The sequence below is a fragment of the Clostridium cuniculi genome (genome assembly GCF_004353185.1).
In the GTDB taxonomy this organism is placed as follows: domain Bacteria; phylum Bacillota; class Clostridia; order Clostridiales; family Clostridiaceae; genus Clostridium; species Clostridium cuniculi.
Genome location: NZ_SMUS01000018.1, coordinates 34,133 through 57,707, shown reverse-complemented (window position 1 = coordinate 57,707; position 23,575 = coordinate 34,133). Strand labels below are relative to the sequence as shown.

General features: G+C 28.7%; 29 protein-coding genes. 26 read left to right on the top strand and 3 right to left on the bottom strand.

Annotated features, from left to right (window positions below; all coding sequences use genetic code 11):
* Positions 1–59 precede the first annotated feature (59 nt).
* From EJJ37_RS10705 to EJJ37_RS10695, 3 genes are all read left to right on the top strand, one after another.
* Positions 60–698, top strand: coding sequence for an HAD-IB family hydrolase (locus tag EJJ37_RS10705; protein ID WP_133015569.1), 639 nt, complete (start codon positions 60–62; stop codon positions 696–698).
* A gap of 27 nt (positions 699–725) precedes the next feature.
* Positions 726–1,526 carry an aminotransferase class IV gene (locus EJJ37_RS10700; protein ID WP_133015568.1) on the top strand — a complete coding sequence of 267 codons (801 nt, stop codon included), beginning with the start codon at positions 726–728 and terminating at the stop codon, positions 1,524–1,526.
* Between the two features lie 77 nt (positions 1,527–1,603).
* The gene (locus tag EJJ37_RS10695; RefSeq protein WP_133015567.1) at positions 1,604–1,774 is read left to right on the top strand and encodes a YvrJ family protein; all 171 of its coding nucleotides are present in this window, start codon (positions 1,604–1,606) and stop codon (positions 1,772–1,774) included.
* A 40-nt stretch (positions 1,775–1,814) separates the two neighbouring features.
* On the opposite strand, the gene EJJ37_RS10690 is transcribed toward EJJ37_RS10695, so the two are convergent.
* Entirely contained in the window at positions 1,815–3,452 is a 1,638-nt protein-coding gene (locus EJJ37_RS10690; RefSeq protein ID WP_133015566.1) for a putative manganese-dependent inorganic diphosphatase, read from the bottom strand.
* A 281-nt stretch (positions 3,453–3,733) separates the two neighbouring features.
* On the opposite strand from EJJ37_RS10690, the gene EJJ37_RS10685 reads away from it, so the two are divergent.
* The 7 genes from EJJ37_RS10685 to EJJ37_RS10655 all read left to right on the top strand — a co-directional run bounded on the left by EJJ37_RS10685 (position 3,734) and on the right by EJJ37_RS10655 (position 12,712).
* A complete protein-coding gene (locus tag EJJ37_RS10685) occupies positions 3,734–6,283 on the top strand; it encodes a calcium-translocating P-type ATPase, PMCA-type (RefSeq protein ID WP_133015565.1) in 2,550 nt (849 codons plus the stop codon).
* A 238-nt stretch (positions 6,284–6,521) separates the two neighbouring features.
* Entirely contained in the window at positions 6,522–7,991 is a 1,470-nt protein-coding gene (gene thrC, locus EJJ37_RS10680) for a threonine synthase (protein WP_133015564.1), read from the top strand.
* Positions 7,984–8,883: a homoserine kinase gene (gene thrB / locus EJJ37_RS10675; RefSeq protein ID WP_133015563.1), complete on the top strand. Its 900-nt coding sequence runs from the start codon at positions 7,984–7,986 to the stop codon at positions 8,881–8,883. Before thrC ends, thrB begins: the two co-directional genes overlap by 8 nt.
* Before the next feature lies 1 nt (position 8,884).
* A complete protein-coding gene (locus EJJ37_RS10670; protein ID WP_133015562.1) occupies positions 8,885–9,322 on the top strand; it encodes an ACT domain-containing protein in 438 nt (145 codons plus the stop codon).
* A gap of 253 nt (positions 9,323–9,575) precedes the next feature.
* Entirely contained in the window at positions 9,576–10,718 is a 1,143-nt protein-coding gene (locus tag EJJ37_RS10665) for a cysteine desulfurase family protein (RefSeq protein ID WP_133015561.1), read from the top strand.
* Entirely contained in the window at positions 10,715–11,872 is a 1,158-nt protein-coding gene (gene thiI, locus EJJ37_RS10660; RefSeq protein ID WP_133015560.1) for a tRNA uracil 4-sulfurtransferase ThiI, read from the top strand. The genes EJJ37_RS10665 and thiI overlap by 4 nt, the downstream gene beginning before the upstream one ends.
* A 219-nt stretch (positions 11,873–12,091) precedes the next feature.
* Positions 12,092–12,712 carry a hypothetical protein gene (locus tag EJJ37_RS10655; protein ID WP_133015559.1) on the top strand — a complete coding sequence of 207 codons (621 nt, stop codon included), beginning with the start codon at positions 12,092–12,094 and terminating at the stop codon, positions 12,710–12,712.
* Between the two features lie 134 nt (positions 12,713–12,846).
* Here the strand turns inward: EJJ37_RS10655 and EJJ37_RS10650 are convergent, their stop codons facing one another.
* A complete protein-coding gene (locus tag EJJ37_RS10650) occupies positions 12,847–13,263 on the bottom strand; it encodes a hypothetical protein (RefSeq protein ID WP_133015558.1) in 417 nt (138 codons plus the stop codon).
* Between the two features lie 246 nt (positions 13,264–13,509).
* On the opposite strand from EJJ37_RS10650, the gene EJJ37_RS10645 reads away from it, so the two are divergent.
* Genes EJJ37_RS10645 through EJJ37_RS10575 form a run of 15 tightly spaced genes read left to right on the top strand, consistent with a single transcriptional unit; the run spans position 13,510 to position 22,337 of the window.
* Positions 13,510–13,887, top strand: coding sequence for an NADH-quinone oxidoreductase subunit C (locus EJJ37_RS10645; protein ID WP_166484741.1), 378 nt, complete (start codon positions 13,510–13,512; stop codon positions 13,885–13,887).
* A gap of 15 nt (positions 13,888–13,902) precedes the next feature.
* Positions 13,903–14,985, top strand: a complete 1,083-nt coding sequence (locus EJJ37_RS10640; RefSeq protein ID WP_133015556.1) for a hydrogenase large subunit — start codon at positions 13,903–13,905, stop codon at positions 14,983–14,985.
* 4 nt (positions 14,986–14,989) lie between these two features.
* Positions 14,990–15,331: a hydrogenase maturation nickel metallochaperone HypA gene (hypA, locus tag EJJ37_RS10635; RefSeq protein WP_133015555.1), complete on the top strand. Its 342-nt coding sequence runs from the start codon at positions 14,990–14,992 to the stop codon at positions 15,329–15,331.
* On the top strand, positions 15,332–15,976 hold the full coding sequence (hypB, locus tag EJJ37_RS10630) for a hydrogenase nickel incorporation protein HypB (RefSeq protein WP_133015554.1): 645 nt from the start codon (positions 15,332–15,334) through the stop codon (positions 15,974–15,976).
* 18 nt (positions 15,977–15,994) lie between these two features.
* Positions 15,995–16,525, top strand: a complete 531-nt coding sequence (locus EJJ37_RS10625; protein WP_133015553.1) for a Na+/H+ antiporter subunit E — start codon at positions 15,995–15,997, stop codon at positions 16,523–16,525.
* On the top strand, positions 16,525–16,788 hold the full coding sequence (locus EJJ37_RS10620) for an MrpF/PhaF family protein (RefSeq protein WP_133015552.1): 264 nt from the start codon (positions 16,525–16,527) through the stop codon (positions 16,786–16,788). The genes EJJ37_RS10625 and EJJ37_RS10620 overlap by 1 nt, the downstream gene beginning before the upstream one ends.
* A complete protein-coding gene (gene mnhG / locus EJJ37_RS10615) occupies positions 16,788–17,132 on the top strand; it encodes a monovalent cation/H(+) antiporter subunit G (protein WP_133015551.1) in 345 nt (114 codons plus the stop codon). The genes EJJ37_RS10620 and mnhG overlap by 1 nt, the downstream gene beginning before the upstream one ends.
* Entirely contained in the window at positions 17,125–17,388 is a 264-nt protein-coding gene (locus EJJ37_RS10610) for a hydrogenase subunit MbhD domain-containing protein (RefSeq protein ID WP_133015550.1), read from the top strand. The genes mnhG and EJJ37_RS10610 overlap by 8 nt, the downstream gene beginning before the upstream one ends.
* Positions 17,385–17,663: a hydrogen gas-evolving membrane-bound hydrogenase subunit E gene (mbhE, locus tag EJJ37_RS10605; protein WP_133015549.1), complete on the top strand. Its 279-nt coding sequence runs from the start codon at positions 17,385–17,387 to the stop codon at positions 17,661–17,663. The genes EJJ37_RS10610 and mbhE overlap by 4 nt, the downstream gene beginning before the upstream one ends.
* Before the next feature lies 1 nt (position 17,664).
* Entirely contained in the window at positions 17,665–18,105 is a 441-nt protein-coding gene (locus tag EJJ37_RS10600) for an MnhB domain-containing protein (protein ID WP_133015548.1), read from the top strand.
* Positions 18,106–18,441, top strand: a complete 336-nt coding sequence (locus EJJ37_RS10595; RefSeq protein WP_133015547.1) for a sodium:proton antiporter — start codon at positions 18,106–18,108, stop codon at positions 18,439–18,441.
* Positions 18,438–20,447 carry a proton-conducting transporter transmembrane domain-containing protein gene (locus tag EJJ37_RS10590; protein ID WP_133015546.1) on the top strand — a complete coding sequence of 670 codons (2,010 nt, stop codon included), beginning with the start codon at positions 18,438–18,440 and terminating at the stop codon, positions 20,445–20,447. Before EJJ37_RS10595 ends, EJJ37_RS10590 begins: the two co-directional genes overlap by 4 nt.
* A gap of 11 nt (positions 20,448–20,458) precedes the next feature.
* A complete protein-coding gene (locus EJJ37_RS10585; protein WP_133015545.1) occupies positions 20,459–21,436 on the top strand; it encodes a respiratory chain complex I subunit 1 family protein in 978 nt (325 codons plus the stop codon).
* Between the two features lie 12 nt (positions 21,437–21,448).
* Complete coding sequence (locus EJJ37_RS10580; protein WP_133015544.1) at positions 21,449–21,892, top strand: NADH-quinone oxidoreductase subunit B family protein; 444 nt, start codon at positions 21,449–21,451, stop codon at positions 21,890–21,892.
* Positions 21,885–22,337 carry a 4Fe-4S binding protein gene (locus tag EJJ37_RS10575; protein ID WP_166484740.1) on the top strand — a complete coding sequence of 151 codons (453 nt, stop codon included), beginning with the start codon at positions 21,885–21,887 and terminating at the stop codon, positions 22,335–22,337. Before EJJ37_RS10580 ends, EJJ37_RS10575 begins: the two co-directional genes overlap by 8 nt.
* Positions 22,338–22,387: 50 nt before the next feature.
* Here EJJ37_RS10575 and EJJ37_RS10570 read toward each other — a convergent pair whose 3' ends face one another.
* Positions 22,388–22,690 carry a hypothetical protein gene (locus EJJ37_RS10570; protein ID WP_133015542.1) on the bottom strand — a complete coding sequence of 101 codons (303 nt, stop codon included), beginning with the start codon at positions 22,688–22,690 and terminating at the stop codon, positions 22,388–22,390.
* A 322-nt stretch (positions 22,691–23,012) separates the two neighbouring features.
* Between EJJ37_RS10570 and EJJ37_RS10565 the strand changes: the two genes are divergently transcribed.
* Positions 23,013–23,483 (top strand): hypothetical protein, encoded by a 471-nt coding sequence (locus EJJ37_RS10565; RefSeq protein WP_133015541.1) that lies wholly within the window; start codon positions 23,013–23,015, stop codon positions 23,481–23,483.
* Positions 23,484–23,575 lie beyond the last annotated feature (92 nt).

Genomic DNA, 23,575 nt, shown 5'->3' with positions numbered 1-23,575 from the left:
AAAGGGGCTGAGGCATATAAAATGCTCAGCCTTTATATAGTTAAGCTGGAGGAAAATAAGTGGAAAAATTAGCGATATTTGATATAGATTATACAATAACAAGAAAAGAAACATTAATGGAGTTTTTTAAATATCTTGTATCTAAAGATATAAAAAATATAAAATTTCTGCCAAGAGCATTATATTCAGGGTTAATGTATGGAGTAAAAGTTTATGATGAAAAAAGGGTTAAAGAATGTTTTTTAAAGTTTATTGAAAACATAGACGAAGCAGAATTAGCTAAGCTTACTAAATCATTTTATGATGAAAAAATAAGCAAAATACTTTATAAAGATGCAGTCGATATGATAAAAAAATTAAAAAAAGAAGGATATATGGTAGTACTTATATCGGCATCACCAGAGTTTTATGTTAAAGAATTTTATGCAATAAAAGAAGTAGATTTAATAATTGGAACTAAGTTTACATTTGAGGGTGGAAAATTTATAAGAAAAATGGACGGAAACAACTGTAAAGGTGAAGAAAAAGTTAGAAGACTAAAAAAGGTTTTAGAAGAGAAAAATATAAAAGTAGATTTTAAAAATTCATATATGTTTTCAGACTCATTATCAGATAAACCATTATTAGATCTTGTTGGAAATCCATATTTAATTAATTATAAAAAGAAACATGAAATAGAAATTTTAAGATGGAAATAAATAATCTTCAAAGGAGGTATAATAGTAATGGAAGCGATAAATAAATTTTATTTAAATAATGGAATAATATATCCTATTAATGATTTTACTGATGAAGATTATAAAGAAAAGATAATATATGAGGTTTTAAGAGTTGTTAATGGGAAACCAGTGTTTTTAAAGGAACACTTAGCTAGAATGAAAAAATCATTTAAACTTATAAATAAAGAATTTCCATATAGTGAAGAAACCATAGAAAGTTTAATAGTTAAAGTTATTGAAAAGAATGATAATGCTATTGGTAATATAAAAATTACATATAACATAAGTAATGGTAATTTAAAAATATATTATATAATGCATTCTTATCCTGATGAAGAATACTATGAAAAAGGAGTAAAAGTTATTCTTTATTACGGTGAAAGAGAAAATCCTAATTTAAAGATAGTTAGTACAGAGTTTAGGGCAAAAATTGCAGAGAAGATGAAGGAATCTAAGGCTCATGAAGCTCTTTTAGTAGATAGAAATGGTTTTATTACGGAAGGCAGTAAATCAAACTTTTTTGGAATAAAAGATAAAAAGCTTATAACAGCTAAAGGTGAAGCAGTGCTTAGAGGAATTACAAGAGATAAAATATTTAAAATAGCAGAATCATTAGGTGTAGAAGTAGAGGAAAAGGAAATAAGAGCCTCAGAAATAAGTGATTTAGACTCATTATTTATTTCAGGAACTTCTGTTGCTATATTACCAATATCTCAAGTTGATGATATAAAGTTTGATGTTAATAATGAGATTTTAAGAGATATTATGAAGAAATATAATGATCTTTTAGAAGGAAAATTATATTAATATTTAGAAATAAAATTTAAAAAATGATAGTTACTGGATATATATTAAGTGTAATGATTATTTTTGGAGGGAATTTTATGGAGATAAGTGAACTTGTAAATTTAATTGCTAATGTTGGTTTTCCAGTAGCTATTAGTGCATATTTATTAATACGACTAGAAAAGCAAATAATGACATTAACATTTTCAATAAATAAGCTGAATACCATAATTTCGACTAAACTTGGTATTGTAATTGATAATGAATAGCAAAAAATGAGTGTATCATAGGGATACACTCATTTTTTTATTAAGATGTTATAGCATTAGTTATTGGAGGTACAACTTGTTTCTTTCTAGAAAGAACTCCAGGAAGGAATGCACCTTTATCTTTTAAAGTAACCTTAAATGCTTTTTCAACTATTTCAGGTTTAGCACCTGTAACTAATATTTCAGAACCTTCGTTTAAAATATCAGTTAATAATAGCATAACCATTTCTAATCCAGCTTCTTTAGCCTTTTGATCCATGTAATTTAACATTTCTTCTTTTAAAGGCATAAATCCTTCAATATCCATTGTATTAACTTGAGAGATACCTACTTTAGTACCTTCAATAGTAAATGGTTTGAAGTCTGTGTTGAAGATTTGTTCAACAGTCTTACCTTTTAATGAAGTACCTGCTTTAAACATTTCTTTTGCAAATTCTTCTATATTTATACCAGCAATTTCAGCAAGCTTTTTGCAGATATACTTATCTTGTGGAGTGCAAGTTGGGCTTCTGAATAATAATGTATCAGAGATTATTGCTCCACAAAGAAGTCCTGCAGCTTTTCTTGATGGTCTAATACCATTTTCAAAGAAGCATTTAGCAACTATTGTTGAAGTACTTCCAACTGGTTCATTTCTGAAGTAAATTGGATTATTAGTTTGAATATCAGCAACTCTGTGGTGGTCGATGATTTCTACTACTTCAGCATCTTCTAATCCATCAACAGATTGACCTCTTTCATTGTGGTCAACTTGAATAACTTTTTTCTTATGGTTAGAAATTAAGTGGTATCTAGAAACAGTACCAACAACTCTTCCGTTTTGATCTAAAACAGGATAGCTTCTAAATCTAGTTTCACTCATAATTCCTTTTATGTCATCAACTAAATCATCAGTTGTGAAAGAAACTATATTTTCTTTAACCATTACATATCCAACAGGGATACTTTGAACAATAAGTCTTGAAGCTGTAAATGAATCATGTTGAGTAACTATTACAGTAACACCATGTTCTTTAGCTAAGCTTATTATTTTTTCAGATGGAGCATATCCACCAGTAACTATCATTAATGAAACATTAAGGTTAATTAATTCAGCTTGTGCTTCTTCTCTATCACCAACAATAGCAATATCACCTGCTTCTATATGCTCAGACATAGTATCAGGTTGCATAGCTGTAACAGCTATCTTACCAGGGAATTGTTTTGTATCTTCATTTGCATAACAAACTTTAGCAGATAAAGTATCAATTATGTTATCTAAAGTTGTATTACTTTTTGCTAATATTCTGTTATCCCATATATCCATGTAGCAAGAAGTAAGGTTAGCAACAGATAATACTCCTAATAAATGGTCATTTTCATCTGCAACAGGTAAAGTCTTTATATTTTTATCTCTCATGATTGTCCAAGCAGTTTTTAATGAGATATCAGGAGAAATAGGACTTATATTATCAAATTGTAAGTCTTCTACTTTAAGTTTAACTGTGTTTAAGAACTTTGGGGCTTCTGCACCAAAATAATCTAATATGAATTGAGTTTCTTGGTTTACATTACCAAGTCTGCAAGCCACAGTTTCAGTTTCACCAATTTTATTTTTAAATTCAGAATATGCATAAGCTGCACATATTGAATCTGAGTCTGGATTTTTATGACCAGTTACATAAATTATATCTTTCATGTAATATGCCCTCCTTAGTATATTTAGATAAATAAAGCAATTAATTTGTTAGGTTGCAAAAGGCAACTTTTAATAATTTTAAACTAGCAAACTGCTATTAAAAAAAGACTATCTTATTAATAGCTTTATACATATTTTCACATAATACTATTCTATATTTGTAAATGTGATTTGTAAATAAAAATGTAAAGTATATTAAATAGAAATTTAACTTAATTATTCATAGTATTACATAAACATTAATATATATATACAAGAGTTCTTGATGAGGAGGAGAAAGAGTGATACAGGAAAAAGAATTTACTAGAGGATTAAGTACTAGAGAAGCAGAAAAAAGAATTAAAACCTATGGTTTAAATGAACTTAAACATAAAAAGAAAAAGTCACCAGTTTTAATTTTCTTATCTCAATTTAATGATTTCTTAGTATGGGTATTAATGGGTGCCACTATTATATCAGGATTTATTGGAGACAAGGCAGATGCAATAACGATACTTATTATAGTAATTGTAAATGCAATATTAGGTTTTGTACAAGAATTTAGAACTGAAAAGTCATTAGAGGCATTGCAGGAGATGGCAGCGCCAACTTGTAAAGCTATAAGAGATGGAAATATTAAGGTTATAAATTCTAGAGAGTTAACAATTGGAGATGTTGTAGTATTAGAAGCAGGAGATAGAATTCCCGCGGATGGAACATTTATTGATGCTGCTAATATGGTAGTAGATGAATCATTATTAACAGGAGAATCAGTAGGTATATCTAAAGATACAAGCAAAGGAAAAAATGAAGGATACATGGGTACAATAGTTTTAAAAGGTAGAGGATTGTTATTAATTGATTCTATAGGTATGCAAACCGAAATGGGTAAAATAGCAAATCTTTTAGATAACATAGAAGAAGAAAAGTCACCTTTAAGAGAAAGACTAGATTCTTTAGGTAAAATATTAGTAATAGTTTGTGTTATAGTGTGCGTAATTGTAACTGTTCTTGGAATATTAAGAGGAAATGATATTACTGAAATGTTCCTTTTAGGTGTGTCATTGGCTGTTGCTGCAATACCAGAAGGTTTGGCTGCTATAGTTACTGTTGCATTAGCATTAGGTGTAAGTAGGATGCTTAAGAGAAATGCATTAATTAGAAAATTGCCAGCAGTTGAAACTTTAGGATGTACTTCTGTAATTTGTTCGGATAAAACTGGAACTTTAACTCAAAATAAAATGACTGTAAAAGAAATTTTAACAAATGGGAAAATTTATGAATTGGATAAAGAGAAGTTAAATAATTGTGAAAAGCTAAAGGAAGCTTTTGTATATTGTAATGATACAAATTATAACTATGATATTAAGGATATTGATAAAGCTGTTATGGGAGATCCTACAGAAACAGCTTTAGTTAAAGTGTTTTTTAATGATACAAATGAAGCAGAAAGCTTTATTTCAAGAGCTAACAGAGTATTTGAAATACCATTTGATTCTACTAGAAAAATGATGACTGTAATAATGAATGCAAATGGTAAGGAAAGTTGTTATATGAAGGGAGCACCGGAAAGAGTATTAGAGAGATGTAATGCTGTATTAGAAAATGGTAAAATAAAGCCTCTTACAGCTCAGAAGAAAAAGCAAATATATAGTTATATTGAATCTATGTCTAATAGAGCTTTAAGGTGTATAGCAGCAGCTTATAAAGAAGAGCATGTAGTTAAAAATGACTCTGTTGAAGATAATTTAATATTCTTAGGAGTTGCAGGAAGTATGGACCCTCCTAGAATAGAAGTTAAAGATGCTGTATTAAAGTGTAAAATGGCAGGGATTAAGCCTGTAATGATAACTGGAGACCATAAAAATACTGCATTAGCAATTGCAAAGAGTATTAATATTTGTACTACAGATGATCAAGCTATTACTGGTGATGAATTGGAAAAGATGTCTGATGAAGAATTAGTAAAGAGAGTGGAGAAGTTAAGAGTATTTGCAAGGGTATCTCCAAATCATAAGTTAAGAATAGTAAAGGCATTTAAAAAGAATAATAATATAGTTGCAATGACTGGTGACGGTGTTAATGATGCTCCTGCCATAAAAGAAGCTGATATTGGAGTTGCTATGGGAATATCAGGAACAGATGTTACTAAAGAGGCTGCATCAATGGTTTTAATGGATGATAATTTTGCAACAATAGTATCTGCAGTTGAAGAAGGAAGAATTATATATGATAATATAAGAAAATTTATTAGATACTTATTATCTTGTAATTTAGGTGAAGTGTTAACAATGTTCTTAGCCTCATTATTTTATTTACCAAATCCACTTACACCAATACAAATTTTATTTGTAAATTTAGCTACAGATGGATTACCAGCTATTGCATTAGGAATTGATCCTGCAGATAAAGATATAATGAGACAATCACCAAGGGAAAAGAATGAAGGTATATTTGCAAGGGGACTTTGGGAAAAAATTATTGTTAGAGGATGTCTAATTGGAATTTGTACTTTATTATCATTTATGGTTGGTAGATATTATGGAATGGACTTAGCAACTTGTAGGACAATTGCATTATGCACATTGGTTATGTCTCAACTTTTACATGTTTTTGAGTGTAGATCAGAAAGACATTCTATATTTGAAATAAATGTATTATCCAATATATATTTATTAGGGGCAGCAATAATTTCAATTACAATGATATGTGGTATATTATATATTCCATTTTTAAGAGGAATATTTAATACAGTTGCCTTAAATTTAGGACAATGGTTATTAGTAATATTCTTCTCAGGAATAATATTCTTAATAAACAGTGTATATCTTCTTATAAAATCTAAAAAGTAATTTTAAATAGATTATCTCTAGAATAAACTAATCTTTCTCTATTTGATGAGAGTAGTTTGAAGAGAGATAGTCTATTTTTTTGGATAAAAATAAAAAAATAAAATTAAAATGTTTACAAGAAAAAAACAGTTGTATTTTATAGAGATACATGGTAAAATTTTCATATGGTAATTCTTGCTTAAAAATACAAATATAATACAGAAGGATGAAAAATAAATAAAGTTATTGGAGGTGTAAAATGAAGTTTATAAGCACTAGAGGAAAAGGGGAAATTATTTCATCTTCTGAAGCAATTATAAAGGGGATTGCTGATGATGGAGGATTATATGTTCCAGTAGAATTTCCAAGATTATATGATAATTTAAAAAAGAAAATGGGGCTTTCTTATGAAGAATTAGCATATGAAATAATTAGGGAATTTTTTGATGATATAGGTGATGAAAATTTAAAAGAAGCAATAAGACAAGCTTATAGAGATAAATTCTTTGTAAGAGAAGAAAAAAACTTTTTAGAATTATATCATGGACCTACATCAGCTTTTAAGGATGCAGCACTTTTATTCTTACCACAAATAATGAAAGCTGCAAAGAGAAAAGAAAATATTAATGAAGAAATAGTAATATTAACAGCAACATCTGGAGATACAGGTAAGGCTGCGTTGCAGGGGTTTAGCAATGTAGAGGGATTTAAGGTTGTAGTTTACTATCCTGAAAAAGGGGTAAGTGCAATTCAGCAAAAGCAAATGGTGACACAAGAAGGAAGTAATGTAAAAGTAATCGGAATTAGGGGCAATTTCGATAACGCACAAAGTGGGGTTAAGTCAATATTTGGGGATAATGAATTGAAGAAGAAATTAAAAGAAGACGGTTTTTTATTATCTTCTGCAAATTCAATTAATATTGGAAGGTTAATACCACAAATTGTTTATTATTTTTATGGATATTTTGATTTAGTTAATAAGCAAAAAATAAAAGAGGGCGATAAGATAAATATAGTGGTTCCAACAGGGAACTTTGGGAATATATTAGCAGCTTACTATGGGAAAAAAATGGGGCTACCTATAGGAAAGTTAATATGTTCATCAAATGAAAATAATGTATTAACAGACTTCTTAAAAACAGGAGTATATGATAAGAGAAGAGAACTAATACTAACAGAATCACCATCGATGGATATCTTAATTTCATCAAATTTAGAAAGATTGTTATTTGAGGCTAATAACAGGGATTCATTAGAAACTAAGAAGCTTATGGAGGAGTTGAATTCAAAAGGGGTGTATTCAATTTCACCAAATGCTAAAGAATTTTTAAATGATTTTTATGGCGATTATGCAAATATTAATGAAGTTTATGATGCTATTAAATATGCATATGATAAAGAAGGATATTTAATGGATACACATACTGCAGTGGGCTATGTAGTATTAGATAAGTATAGAAAGGAAACTTCAGATTATAGACAGGCGTTGATTGCATCAACAGCGAGTCCATATAAATTTCCAAGAAGTATTTGCAATGCTTTAGGAATAGATATTAGTGGGAAAAATGATTTTGAAATATTAAATATATTAAGGGATAATACTAACACTAATATACCTAATAATCTAAAGAACTTAGATAAAAAGGAAGTACTTCATAATGAGGTATGTGATAAGGATAAAATGACAGATAGTTTACTTAGTTTTTTAAGGAGAACTAAAAATGATTAAGGTAAGAGTACCGGCGACATCAGCCAATTTGGGGCCTGGCTTTGATTCGCTGGGAATTGCCTTAAATATATATAATGAATATGAATTTGAACTTAAAGAGAGTAAGGGGCTATTCTTTGAAGGGTTTGAAGAAGAATTTCAAAATGAGGATAATATCATTTTTATGGCCATAAAGAAAGTTTTTGATAAATATGACTTTAAATTTAATGGTATAAGGATTAAAATAATAAAGCAAGATATCCCAATATCAAGGGGCCTAGGTTCAAGCTCAAGTTGCATAGTAGCAGGGCTTATAGGAGCTTTTGCATTAATGAATATGGGAATAAACAGAGATGAGATATTAAGTTTAGCTGTTGAGATTGAAGGGCATCCTGATAACGTATGTCCAGCTATTTTTGGAGGATTAGTTTCTACTATAATGGTAGATAATAAAAAACCATTGTATAATTGTGTAGAAGTTAAAGATGGAATTAAGTTTATTGCATTAATTCCGAGATTTAAACTTTCAACTGAAAAGGCTAGATCAATACTGCCTAAAGAAGTTCTGTTTGGAGATTGTATTTATAATGTAGGGAGGGCTGCCCTTCTAATATCATGTTTCTCAAATGGAAATTATGCTTTGTTAAAGGAAGCTACTAAAGATAGAATACATGAAAGATTTAGAAGTAAACTTATTGATAATTTTGATAAAGTTTATAATAAATCCTTAGAGCTTGGAGCACTTAGTTGTTTTTTAAGTGGCGCAGGACCAACATTAATGGCAATAGTGGATAATAAAGATATAAGTTTTGTAGGTAATTTTACAAACTTTATGAAAGAACAAAATATTAATTGGGATATTAAAGAGTTAAAAATAGATAAACATGGGGCAAAAATTTTGAAAGGTGAATAATATGAACGGTGATTATTTAGTTATTGATAAAAAGGTTTTGCCAGAGGTATTTGAAAAGGTAATTAATACAAAAAAAATCTTACAAGAAGGTAAGGTAAAAGAGATTACTGAAGCTACTAAGTTAGCAGGAATAAGTAGAAGTGTTTATTATAAGTACAAAGATTATGTTTTTGAATTTTCTCAAATGTCTAATGGAAGAAAAGCAACTTTTAATATGATAATTGGGCATCAAAAGGGTGTACTTTCTAATATACTAAATTTTATTTCTGAGCAAGGTGGAAATATTTTAACTATAGATCAAGGTATTCCAATTAATAATTTAGCAAACCTAAGTTTAACTATTGATATATCAACTATGAAAATTGAATTAAGCAAAATGCTAGAAGATTTAAGAAAATTAGAATTTGTTGATAAAGTTGAATTTATAGCAATGGAATAAAAGTTAAAGAGCAGTGTTACTAACATAGTAATAAGCTCTTTTTTTATGTGAATTTATATATATTTCATAGAAAAATGATGGGAATACTAGATTTTATTCTATAAATTATTTACTTATTGCAAAGTAAATGGTAGAATTTTAAATTAATATGAAAAAATTTTTTTCAAGTGATAAAATTGTAAGTTCAATTTATAAAATTAAAATTTTAAATTTCATTTATTATGTAAATACTAAAAGAAAGGAGTGATTGTCATTGAATATTTATTTTGATAATAGTGCTACTACAATGCCTTATGATGAAGTAATAGAAGAAGTAGGTAAGGGTATGAAGGAGTATTTTGGCAATCCATCATCTTTACATAAGATAGGAATGAACTGTGAAAAAAGATTAAATGAAGCTAGAGAGTATTTTGCATCTACCATTAAATGCAGTAAAGATGAGATTTATTTTACATCTGGTGGAAGCGAAGGAAATAATCTCGTTTTAAAAGGGTTATTAAAGCCAGGTCATCATCTTATAACAACTACTTTTGAGCATCATTCAATAATTAATACATGTAAAGAGTTAGAAGATAAAGGTGTTAAAGTTACATATTTAGATGTAGACAATGAAGGAAGAATTTCATTAGAAGATTTAGAAGAAGCAATAAGTAAGGATACTGTTTTAGTATCAATAATGTATGTTAATAATGAAATGGGAGCCATACAAGACCTAGAAGCTATAGGAAATCTAATAAAGGGAAAAAGTTCTAGGGCAAAATTTCATGTAGATGCTGTCCAAGGATATGGAAAATTACCTATTGATGTTAATAAAGCTAAAATAGATTTATTAACAGCAGCAGGACACAAAATTCATGGGCCAAAAGGAGCTGGATTAGTTTACATAAAAAAAGGAATAATATTAAATTCACTTATTTCAGGTGGAAGCCAAGAAAGAGGATTTAGAGCTGGAACAGAAAATCTTCCTGGAATAATTGGCTTTGAAAAGGCTGCAAAAATTACTTTTGAAAATATGGATCAAAGATATAAAGAGGTTTCTGAACTTAAAACTTATTTTATAGAAAGATTAAAAGAAATAAAGGATATTAGAATAAATAGTGGGATAGAAGGATTTAGTCCTTATATTTTAAATGTATCCTTTTTAGGAGTAAGAGCAGAAGTTTTATTACACTTGTTAGAGGAAGCAGGAGTATATGTTGCTACTGGTTCTGCATGTACATCAAAAAGTAGTGCTGCTCATGGAAGTTATGTAATAAAGGCATTAGGGTTAAATAATAGGGAAGTTGAGTCTGCTATAAGATTCTCATTCTCATACGAAAATACAAAGGAAGAAGTAGATTATACAATTGATGTACTAAAAAAGTCATTAATGTTTTTAAGGAGAGTAAAAAGATGAATAATAAATTAATATTAGTTAAATATGCTTCAGAAATATTCCTAAAAGGATTAAACAGAGGAAAGTTTGAAAGAAGATTAAAAGAAAATATAGAGAAAAAACTTGCAGGTCTACAATTTGAATTTGTTACTGATCAAGGAAGAGGATTTATTAAAGCTGAGGATATTGATGCAGCTGTAGAAAGAGTAAGAAAAGTTTTTGGAGTAGCTGAAGTATGTATAGTTACTGAAGTAGAAAGAGATTTAACGGCAATAAAAGAAGAGGCTTTAAGAAAAGTAAAAGAAGCTAATCCAAAGACATTTAAAATAGAAACAAATAGAGCAAATAAAAAGTTCCAATTAAATTCTATTGAAACTTCTAGAGATGTAGGAGGATATGTACTTCATCATTTTGGAGGTGGATTAGAAGTTGATGTTAAGAATCCAGAATGCTTAGTAAATATTGAGATTAGAGAAAAAGCATATGTATTTACAAGCAAGGATAAAATAAAAGGTGTTGGAGGATTACCATATGGAATGAATGGAAGCACTATGTTAATGCTTTCAGGAGGTATTGATTCTCCAGTAGCTGGATATTTAATGGCTAGAAGAGGTGTAGAGCTTAACTGTGTTTATTATCATAGCCATCCATATACTTCAGAAAGAGCTAAAGATAAAGTTAAGGAATTAGCAAAAATACTTTCAAACTATACAGAAAGAGTTAATTTATACATAGTACCATTTACAGAAATTCAATTAGACATAATGGAAAAGTGTAGACAAGATGAATTAACTATATTAATGAGAAGATTTATGATGAGATGTGCATGTGTTTTAGCTGAAAAGTATGGAGTACAATCAATCTCAAGTGGAGAAAGTATAGGTCAAGTTGCAAGCCAAACTATGGAAGGATTAATAGTAAGTACTGACTGTGCAGATAGACCAGTATTTAGACCATTAATTGCAATGGATAAAGGTGATATTATGGATATTGCAAAGGAAATAGGAACATATGAAACTTCTATTTTACCATATGAAGATTGTTGTACAATATTCGTACCAAAGCACCCTAAAACTAAGCCTCAATTAGATGCTATGAGAAAAGCAGAATCTGTTTTAGATGTAGATGCAATGGTAGAAAAGGCTATTAATGAAACTGAATTAGTGGTGTTTTAATAATTTAATAAAGGTATAAAGTATTTAACCACACTATATATTTACTTAATATAAAGTGTGGTTTTATTAATTTCTCTAAAATAACAAAAGTTTTTATCTAATAAGTAAATAATATTAATAATACTACTTTATTTAATACTAGTATTAATAGTATAATCAAAGGTGTTAGTAATTTATAAGTATAATTTAGAAATTAATATAGATAGGATGAAAATAAAAATGTTTGAGATAATAGTAGCGATAATAGTTATAATTTGTATTATATATTTTTTTAAAGGCGATTTTACAAGAAGAAATGCAGGGGTAATAGTTCTTAAAAGTTTACCTTTATCTATTTTTAAAAAGTGGGGCAAAGAAGATAAGGGTATAAAAGAAGAGGTATCAACTGAAATAAGTGATATAAAAGTTAATGATGACAACAATATTAATGAAATCGATAGTGAATTGTTAGAAGAAATAGCTGCAGATATATTAACTGAAGAAATTGAAGAAGTAAAATTTATAGATAAAATAGATAATATAGATGAAGTAAATAAGGTGGAAAAAACTGAATTAATAGAATCAGTAGAAAATATAAATGAAATAGAAGAAAATGAAATAGATGAGTTTAATAATTCTTCTGAAAATATTGATGAAATTTTAATTAATGATGTTAAGGAAGCTATAGAAAACAAAGAAATTGTAGAAGAATTAAAGGAAGAGGTTATAGTATACTGGACTCCAAAAGGAAAAACTTATCATGCAAAAAATACTTGTAGAACATTATCAAGAAGTAAAGTAATACATAGTGGAACAGTATATGAAAGTGGAAAAGATTTTAAATGTGAACACTGTAAATAATTATAAGTTTTAATTATTATTTATTAAAAATATTTTTGTATTGATTAGCCATAATTTTTAATTAGTTAATAAATTAGAATTAAATATAAAAAAAGAGATTTTGCAAAATGCGAAATCTCTTTTTTATATTTAAACTATCTAGTTCTCATTCTAGTAGCTTGTTGTCTAGCTTTCTTTATTTGGCTATGATCAAATGGGTGTAAATCTTTTCTTGTAGTTAAGTTTGCAATGTTTGAAGCCATAACAACTTCAGAATTTGCTTTACCTTTTTCACCTTTAATTCCCATAACAATTATTTTGTGACCTTGAGATATATCTATAAATTCTGGCTTTTTAAACCATCTGTTTCTCTTATATTCACATTTAGCTATTTGTTTACCAGCATCAGACTTAACAACTAACCAAACATGTAATCTATTGAAAATTCCTAGAAAGCTTTTAGTTTCTGTTTTAACTGATAAAACCGTACCAGAAACACTTGTCATTCTATCTCCATATTTATTCATGTATGCATCAGAGTAATATTTAGTCATTTTATCTTTGAAACCCATTGCAAAAACTCCTTTTATTATAAATTATACTATATTAACAACAATTATATAGACATTATAGCATAAAAGTTATAGATATAAAACAAAAAATAGCATTAATAAAAGGAAGAATAAATAGAGGGATTTATTTTCAAAAAAATTCCAATATTTTATTATAATAAGCCTCTATCTTATGTATAATAAAAAGTGAAAGAGTGTAAAATTAATACAAAAATAACAAAAAATCCTTATATGAGGGGGAGTATTATGGGCAATATTACAATAGAAGAAATTTCAAAAAATGATATTGTATCAAAGGTACAGGAGGTTAGGGATAAGGGGGGACGCTTAGTAGCCATAAATGGTTACGTTGATGCTGAGAAAAATAATGTAGTAGTTTACACTTTAGAATATGATGATGTTAGAAGACAGTATCATGTAAAGGGAGAAAAAGTATTACCAACAGTAACTAATGTATATAAAGGTGCACAGTGGTTTGAGGAAGAAATACAAGAAATGATGCCATTAAAGTTTGAAGGATTAATATTTAGTGGAAGATTATTTTTGCCAGACGAGTTTAAGGACGGTGAAGGGCAAATACTTATAATGCCTCTAAATGAACTTAAAAAATTAAAGGATAATTAGAAGGAGGGGGAAAAGTTGAGCTACGTTTTACCATTAGGACCATATCATCCTGCATTAGAAGAGCCAGTGCATGTTAAGCTTCTTACTGAAGGTGAATTTATAAAGGATTCAGAAGTTTTTATAGGGTACAACCATAGAGGAATAGAAAAATTAACGGAAATTAGAAATCCTATTCAAACAATAACTTTGGTTGAAAGAGTATGTGGAATTTGTTCTCATTCTCATGCAATGACTTATTGTTTAGCTGTAGAAAATATTGCTGGCATGGAGGTTCCTAAGAGAGGAAGTTATATAAGAGTAATATTAAGTGAATTAGAAAGATTACACTCTCATTATTTATGGCTAGGTTTAGCTGCTCATATAGTAGCATTTGATTCTTTATTTATGATGTGCTTTGCTTCGAGAGAAAAAATAATGGATATGCTTGAGGTTATATCAGGAAATAGAGTAAATTACGCTATGAATATAATTGGTGGCTCAAGAAGAGATATAAGTAATGAACAAAAAGAAACTCTAATAAAAATGATAGCAGAGTTAAGAAGTGAATATAAAAATATTTATAAGGTTTATGCTAAAGATTCAAGTATAGCAGCAAGAACAAAGGGGGTAGGAATATTAACAAAGGATGATGCATTAAATTATGGAGCTTGTGGACCACATGGAAGAGCTTCTGGGGTTAATTTCGATGTAAGAAAAACAATGCCATATAATTGCTATGAAGAATTTGATTTTAATGTAGCTGTGGCAAATGATGGTGATGTTTTTTCAAGAGCTGTTGTAAGACTAATAGAAATTGAAGAAAGTTGTAAGATAATTGAGCAAGCTCTTAATAATATGCCTGATGGTCCTATTAATCTAGGAAATAAGATTCCTAAGGTTCCAGTAGGAGAGTATATGGCTGTAACTGAAGCTCCAAGAGGTGAAGTTACTTATTATGTAGTTTCGAACGGAGGACAAACAAATGGAAGAGTTAATATTCATGTACCAACCTTTAAAAATGCAATGACTGTTCCAGTTATGTTAAAAAATAATACTATTGCAGATGCAGGACTTATAGTAGCAAGTATAGATCCTTGTTTCTCATGTTTAGATAGGTAGAAGTATGCATGAATTATCAGTAACTCAAGGGCTACTTAAGATATGTCTAGAAGAAGGTAAAAAGCATAATATTAAGAGAATAAAAGAGATAAATATTAAAGTTGGTGAATTAACAGATTTAGTACCAAGTTGTATATCTTATTATTTTAATATTGTTGCTAAAGATACTATTGCTGAAAATACAAAAATAAATATAGAAAGAATAGCAGTAGAAATTAAATGTAATGAATGTAGCTATGAAGGAAAGTTAGAGAAAAATAGTTATGTTTGTCCAATTTGCAATGGAAATAAATATGAAATTACAAAAGGGCGAGAGTTTTATTTAGATACCATGGAGGTTGAATAAATGCAAATAAAAGTTGTAAGACAAATTTTAGAATGGAATGAAGAGTGTCACAAGGAAGTTCAAGAAGCTCTTATGAATAAAAATGTAAAAATGATTAATGTAATGGGATCTCCAGGTGCTGGAAAAACAACGTTTATATTAAATTTAATAGAAGAGCTTAAAAGTAAAGACTTAAGAGTTGGTGTAATAGAAGGAGATATAGAAGGTACTATAGATGCTAAAAAAATTCAAGATGCAGGAATACCAGTTGTACAACTTAATTCACAAGGAGCATGTCATATAGAGGCAATGTCTATAAAAAATATAATAGAATATTTTAATTTAGAGGAGTTAGATTTTCTTATAGTTGAAAACATAGGTAATTTAGTATGTCCAGCAGAATTTGATATTGGAGAAGTATTAAAGGTAGCATTATTAAGTGTACCAGAAGGGGACGATAAGGTTGTTAAATATCCATTAATGTTTTCAAAGGCAGATGCACTAGTGATTACTAAATATGATATGATAAAATACTTTAAATTTAATGAAGATGAGGTAAGGGAGCAAACACTTATTAGAAATCCAAATTCAAAAATCTTTAAAATTAACTCATTAGAGAAGAGTGCAACTAAAGAGTTCACAGAGTGGTTAATAAAAAAAATATAAGATAGAAGGTGATTATGGATGAAAAAATGGACATCATTTGTGGGAGCTTTCATTTTGTCATACCTATTTTGGATTTTATTTTTAATGCAAGATTTTAATATTTTAAAATTAGGATCTCAAGAGCTAATAGTAGGTGTTATTGTAGGTATAATTGTTGCGTATTTTTCAAGTTCATTTTTTGCCAAAAAAGATGGATTATGGTTATTTAAAAAGTTTAGATTTATAAATTTAATAATTTTCATTCCAGTCTATATATGGGAGCTAATAAAAGCAAATTTTAGTGTTGCTATAAAAGCCTTGTCTCCCAATTTAAATATTAATCCAGGAATAGTAAAGATAACTACAGAGTTACAATCGGACTATGGATTGGCAATGTTGTCTAATTGTATAACATTAACACCAGGAACTATAACAATGGATATATATGAGGATGGAAATGAAAATGCAATATATATTCATTGGATAGATGCTACAACAGAAGATACTAAAGAAGCATCAGAGATAATAAAGGGAAGATTTGAGTATTTTGTAAGGAGGCTTTTTAATTAATGAATATAAATTCTATATTTACTATAGTTGCAATAATTTTAGCCATCCTAGCATTGATTTTATTATACAGGGTATTTAAAGGACCTAACGTAATAGATAGAGTTTTAGCAGCAGATTCAATAGATATAATTTTAGGTGTAATTATGATTTTATTTGGAGCTGTAGAAGACAGAGCCATGTATTTAGATCTTGGACTTATAGTAACTCTTCTAGGATTTATTGGAACAGTATTGATTTCTAAGTATTTAGAGGGGGAATTGTAATGTCTATATTAGGGATAATAGTTTGTATATTACTTGTAGTAGGTATTTTTTTTGTTATTGCAGGTGTTGTAGGTGTAATTAGAATGCCAGATACATTCTGTAGACTTCAAAGTGCAACTAATATAGCAACAATGGGGGCAATGCCAATATCATTAGCATGTAGTATATATGGTTTTGGAACTGGTAATACTTCCTTAGGGATAAAGGCTTTAATAACTGTAGTGTTTTTAATTATAAGCAATCCTGTAGGTGCACATGCCATGGCAAGAGCGGCATATAAAATTAAAGCTGGGCTTTATGAAAAAACAAAATTTGATCATTATGGGAGGGATATAAATGAGTAGTTTTGATGTATTAAATACTTTAATAATAGTTGGATTAGTTGCATCAGCACTTTGTGTATTTTTCCTAGATGATATACTTCAATGTACTATTGCTATGGCTGTTTTAGGAGGATTTTTAGCTTTAGAGTTTTTATTACTTAAAGCACCAGATGTTGCTTTGGCAGAGGCAGCCGTGGGAGCTATATTAACTCCAGTAATCTTTATAATAACTTTAAATAAAGTTAAAGCAAAAAAGGTTAAGGAGGAAGAGGAATGAGAAAAAAGATAACTTACTTAATTCTTTTCTTACTACTTGTAATCTTTACTTTTTTAGGTTTTAAAATGGGCTTAAAACCAGAAGTTTTTGGAGATGCATCTCAAATAATAATAAATGAGACTATTAAAGAAACAGCTGCAATAAACTCAGTTACAGCAATAGTATTTGATTTTAGAGGATATGATACTTTGGGAGAATCTATAGTATTATTTACTGCAATTTGTGGAGTTGCAGCAGTTTTAAGACCAGAAAAGAAAGCAAAGGAGGATAAATAATATGAAAAAAAGAAGAGATTCTATTTTAATATCTTGTACAAATTTAGTATTGCCGATTTTGCTTACATTAGGATTATATATTATAATTCATGGTCATTTATCACCAGGTGGTGGGTTCCAAGGAGGAGTTTTAATAGCTGGTGCCATAGCTATTATTTATATTGGATATGGATTTAAAGGGGTAAATAAGGGAATAGCAGCAAATACATTTAAAATTGCAGAGGATATTGGAGCGTTAGGATTTATAATACTAGCATTTATAGGATTAGTAGGTTCAGGAGTCTTTTTTGGAAATATTCTTGAAAAGGGTAATCCAGGGGATTTATTTTCATCAGGAAGTATATTTTTAATGAATTTTGCTGTAGGTTTTAAAGTTTTTGCAGGAATTTCCTTTTTATTATTAATTATGATAGCTAATTTAAAGAGTAAGGGGGAAGAGTAGATGACAATTAATTATATTGGAGCTTTTCTTTTAATTGTAATTGGACTTGCAATAATTGTTTTAAAGAAAAACTTAATAAAGATAGTTATTGGAATGGGAGTTTTAGATTCAGGAATTAATTTATTGCTAATATCAATTGGATTTAGAACTAATGGTACGGCACCAATATTCACTGATAATAGTACTTATTTTGTAGATCCTATTCCTCAAGCATTAACTCTTACATCTATAGTAATTGGAGCATGCGTTACAGCACTTGCATTATCTATCGTAATTAAAATTCAAAAACATTATAACAGTATAGAAAGTGATGATATAAGGAGGATTAGAGGATGAGTATAAAATTTATTAATAATCTTCCAATAATAGCAATAATGACTCCATTCATTTTAGCATTTGTACTTGGATTATTTAAGGACAAATATATAAAGATAAAGAGAGCACTTGCAGTTATTGCAACAGCAGTATCCTTTTTGTGTGTAATATTATTAATTAAGCCAATTTTAATTAATGGAGAAATTATAGTAAGTTGGATGGGAAATTGGAGTCCAATAGGTGGCAAGGCTTTTGGGATTGGACTTCAAATAGACTCATTAGGGATGTTTTTAGCTTTAATAATTACAGGAGCATCACTTTTATCAGTAATTTATTCTTTAAAATATATGAGTCATGATAATGGATTAGAGAAGTATTATGTATTATTTTTGCTATTAACATCAAGTATGATAGGTTTTGTATTTACTGGTGATTTATTTAATATGTATGTAATGCTTGAAATAATGACATTTGCAGCAATTGCATTGACTGCATTTAGAAATTATAAGGATAAATCAGTAGAAGCAGCATTTAAATATATAGTAACAGGATCTTTAGGCTCATCATTGATTTTATTAGGAACTTGCTTAATATATAGTGAAACAAAGACATTAAATTTAGCAGATATAGCAGTAGTTATAAAAGCTATGGAATCTATGACACCAACATTAATAGTAGCATTTTCACTTATGATGGTTGGATATGCAGTTAAAGCATTTATGGTTCCATGTCATACATGGCCAACAGATGCACATATGGCTGCACCATCATCAATTTCAATGATACTTTCAGGAGTAATGAGTAAAACTGGAATATATGCAATTATAAGATTAGTCTTTATGATTTTTGGACTAGCATCTAATAAGCCAGTAGGATATTTAATATTAGTTTGGGGTGTTATAACAATGGTAATTGGAGTATCTATGGCATTGTTACAACATGATTTTAAGAGGCTATTAGCATTTCACTCAGTTTCTCAAATTGGATATATTATAACGGCTCTTGGTATTGCAATAATAGAAACTGGAGAAGTAAGTGTTTTAGCAATGACTGGTGGAACTTATCATATGATTAATCATGCTATATTTAAAGGATTATTGTTCTTAACTGCAGGAGCTATACTTTATACTACTGGAACTACAGATTTAGAGTCAGTTTCAGGTCTAGGAAAAAGAATGCCATTTACTATGGCAATGTTCTTATTTGGAGCTGCAGGAATTAGCGGAATTCCGCCATTTAATGGTTTTGCATCAAAATGGATGATATATGAAGCAGGATTTACAGGTTCATTGGGAATAGTATCTATAATAGCTGTTGTGGTTTCTGCACTTACTTTAGCATCATTTATAAAGGTGGGACATTCTGTGTTTTTTGGACCTATAAATAAAGAACATAAAAATATAGAAGATGTTCCAACATCAATGAAAATTCCAATGGGAGTGTTAGCTTTAGGTATAGTTATATTTGGGCTATTCCCAAAGGTAATAGTTAACAAGATATTAATTCCAGTAATTAAAAGTGTATATGATTTGACAGGGTATGTATCTTCAGCATTAGGAAATACTTATGATTCACTATTTGCTTTTGATGGTATTAATAATATTGAATTCTTAACAAAAGGTATATATAATCCAACTAATTTTCTAATACTTTTTGTAATATTATTACTTGCTATTTTAGTATTTGTTATTTTCAAAGGTAATAATTTAGGAGAAGAAATACATGAAAAATCAGATAATGAATTTGATATGAGTATATTTAAAAAATATGAAAAGCATAGAATTAATAGTGTAAATTATTCAGAAGCCCCTTTAGATTCAGCATGTAAATATGATATTTATGTGGGAGGAGAGCAAGGGGAAGAAGTAAAAGTTGGTGCTAATGATTTATTCTGGGGAATGAAGTATCAATTAAGGGGATATTTTAATAGCATACAAAAGGCTCATAATGGTAGTGTTAATGATTATTCTTTATGGATAGTAGCAACTTTAGTAATAGTATCTGTGATTACAATTATATTTTTATAGGAGGAGGGAATATGGAGTATTTAAGTAAGTTAATATATTTAATTATATTCCCAGGTTTTGTTTTTACAGTGATTATGGGATTATTTTTATCAGGTCTAGATAGAAAGATAGTAGCTAGAATGCAACGAAGAAGAGGACCTAAAATTACACAACCATTTTATGATTTTGTAAAACTTTTAGGAAAAGATACTATAGTTCCAAGGAATGCAAATGAAAGGTTATTTATTTTAGCACCAATAATAGCATTAGTTAGTATTTGTATAATACCAGTATTACTTCCTATATATAATTGTTTATTTTTTGGTGGTACAGCTGATATAGTTGTAATAATTTACTTATTAATTATACCAGCAGTGGCAATGATAGTTGGAGGTATGGCATCAGGATCACCATTTGCATCAATTGGTGTATCAAGAGAGGTTGTGGCAATGGTTGCCTATGAATTACCTTTAATAACATCATTACTTGCTGTTTGTAAAAAAGCTGGAATGCTATTAGGAGAAGGAACAACCTATTCTTTATCATCTATAGCTAGTGCGCAACAAGGAAATGGAAGTTTTCTATTTACCATATCTTTACTTCCAGCTGCAATTGCTTTTTTAATGATATTGCCAGCTAAAATTGGAATATCACCTTTTGATGTAGCAGAAGCTGAAACAGAAATTTGTGAAGGTCCATTAGCTGAATATAGTGGCTTATATTTGGGATTATTTAAGCTTACCCATGATATAAAGGTTTATGTTATGACTGCATTATTTGTAGTGTTATTTTTAGGTGGAATAGGTGTAACTACAGGGAATATAGGAATTGATTTATTAATTAATACATTAATATTACTAGTTTTGGTAATAGTTATAGCTATATTGTTTTTATCAGTAGTTAGAGGGCTTATGGGAAGATATAAAACTAATCAAATGTTTAAGTTCTATTGGACAATACCAACGGTTTTATCTTTATTAAGTTATGTTTTAGTAAGCTTGAATCTATAGGGAGGTATATAAATGTCAATAATTGAAAAGGGAAGAAAAAGATCTCCTTGGATATATCATGTAAATACAGGATCTTGTAATGGATGTGATATTGAACTTTTAGCATTACTTGGACCTAGATACGATATTGAAAGGTTTGGCGTTAAATTTGCTGGTTCACCAAGACATGCAGATATAGTTGTTGTAACAGGACCTGTAACAGTGCAATCAAGAGATAGAATGTTAAGGGTATTATCTCAGGTTCCAGAACCAAAGGTTGTTGTATCTATAGGCTCATGTCCAGCATCTTGTAATGTTTTTAAGGGAAGTTATTCTGTGGATGGACCTTTAGATAAATGGACAAAGGTTGATGTAACAGTGGCAGGTTGTGCACCAAAACCAGAGGCTATAGCAAAGGGAATATTAGAAGCTGTCGAAATACTAAACAAAAAGAGGGAGGATGAAAATTATGTTTAAACTTCCTTACTTTTTAGAAGGAATCTCTAATATATTCAAGCCGGTACTAACAGATGAAAAACCAATTGATGAAGTAAAAGGAGTTGAAAATTATAGAGGAAAGCTTTCCTTTGATTCAGATGCATGTATTGGATGTGGGATATGTATTAGAGTATGTGCAGGTGAGGCAATAACGAAAGAGATAAAGCAATTAGAAGGTGGACAAGAGATAAAAATGAATTTTGATTTAACTTCATGTACATTCTGTGGATTATGTAAAGACTTTTGCCCTAAAAAGGCAATAACATTAACAGATGAAGTTCTTATGATTTCGGAAAATAAGGAAGAATTAAATGTTGGTGGGAGTTTTATTAAAAAGTTACCTCCAAAGCCATCATCTAAGACCAAAGAAACAATAAAACAGAAAGAAGCTGTGGCAAATAAAGAAGAAGTTAAAAAGAAATAATTATAAGATAAAATATAAAGGCGCACCTAATGTGCGCTTTAACTATATGTTTAAGAGTAAAAACTTTCTATTTTGGATTTTTTACTAGTTATAAGATGGTCTGAAAGAGCACCTTGAAGTTTAGTAAATTTAGCTGATTGCCAAAGACCAAAGCATTTATCAAAACTATATAGTACATTATCTATTTCAACAATTGCTGTATTATTTATATCAAAGCCTTTAAATGAAACTTTTTGGCCTCTATCTTTTAAATATTTTAAAGCTTTACCTAACATTTCATCTGGATCTGGTATATTTCTTTCAGCTAAAAAAATTTGAAATGAATCTTTTACGTTGTTAGAATTATCTTCCATAAAAAAACCTCCTAAAAATTTCCTTAAGTAATAATATTATACGCTTTGTGTAAAATATTTACAACGATAAAAATGATAATTTATCAAAAAAATATTGGAATCAATTCCAAAATGATAAATTTATTAAGAAAAAACAAATTTATAATGATATTATAATGGGAAAAATTAGGGTATAAAAAGTGATTGAAGAGAATATATGATATATTTCAATTTTTAGATAAAATATATTAAATTACTAAGAAGAACATAAAAGTAGCATATATGTAACTGTATGTTTTCATTTGAATATCATGTATTGACGAGTAATTTTAAATTTAGATATATGAAGAGATGTAAAAGTAAGAATAAAAAAAATAGTACTAATGATGATACTAAAAGTAATTCAAACCCAGATAATAATTCAACTATTACAGAGGAGGAAAAAAATCAGTTAATTAAGCAGATAGAAATTACTAATTTGTCGGAGTTTGGAATTAGTTTAATTATATATGCCTCTATACTTAATATACTATATCTTGAATGGCAAAAAGTAAAAATAACAGATCAATTAAACTCTACGAACTATGCAGATACGTTGCAAGATTTAACTGAAGTACCTAAAGGAACTAATGTAATATTTTTATTTGTAACAGCAATTTTTACAGGAATTTTATTTGATAACTATAAAACAGCTTTATCACAAACTGGACAAAATAGAAGTGAAGAAGAAATTAGAGATAGTTATAAAAGACTTATTGCAATACTTTTAATACTTTTAGGAACAACCATAAATTTTGAAGTATTAAATTGCTAAATAATTTTAATAAATTAATATATATTATGATTATTTTTATGAAAAAATTAAAAATATTTACTTAAAGGATAAAAATGGTATAAAATATATAT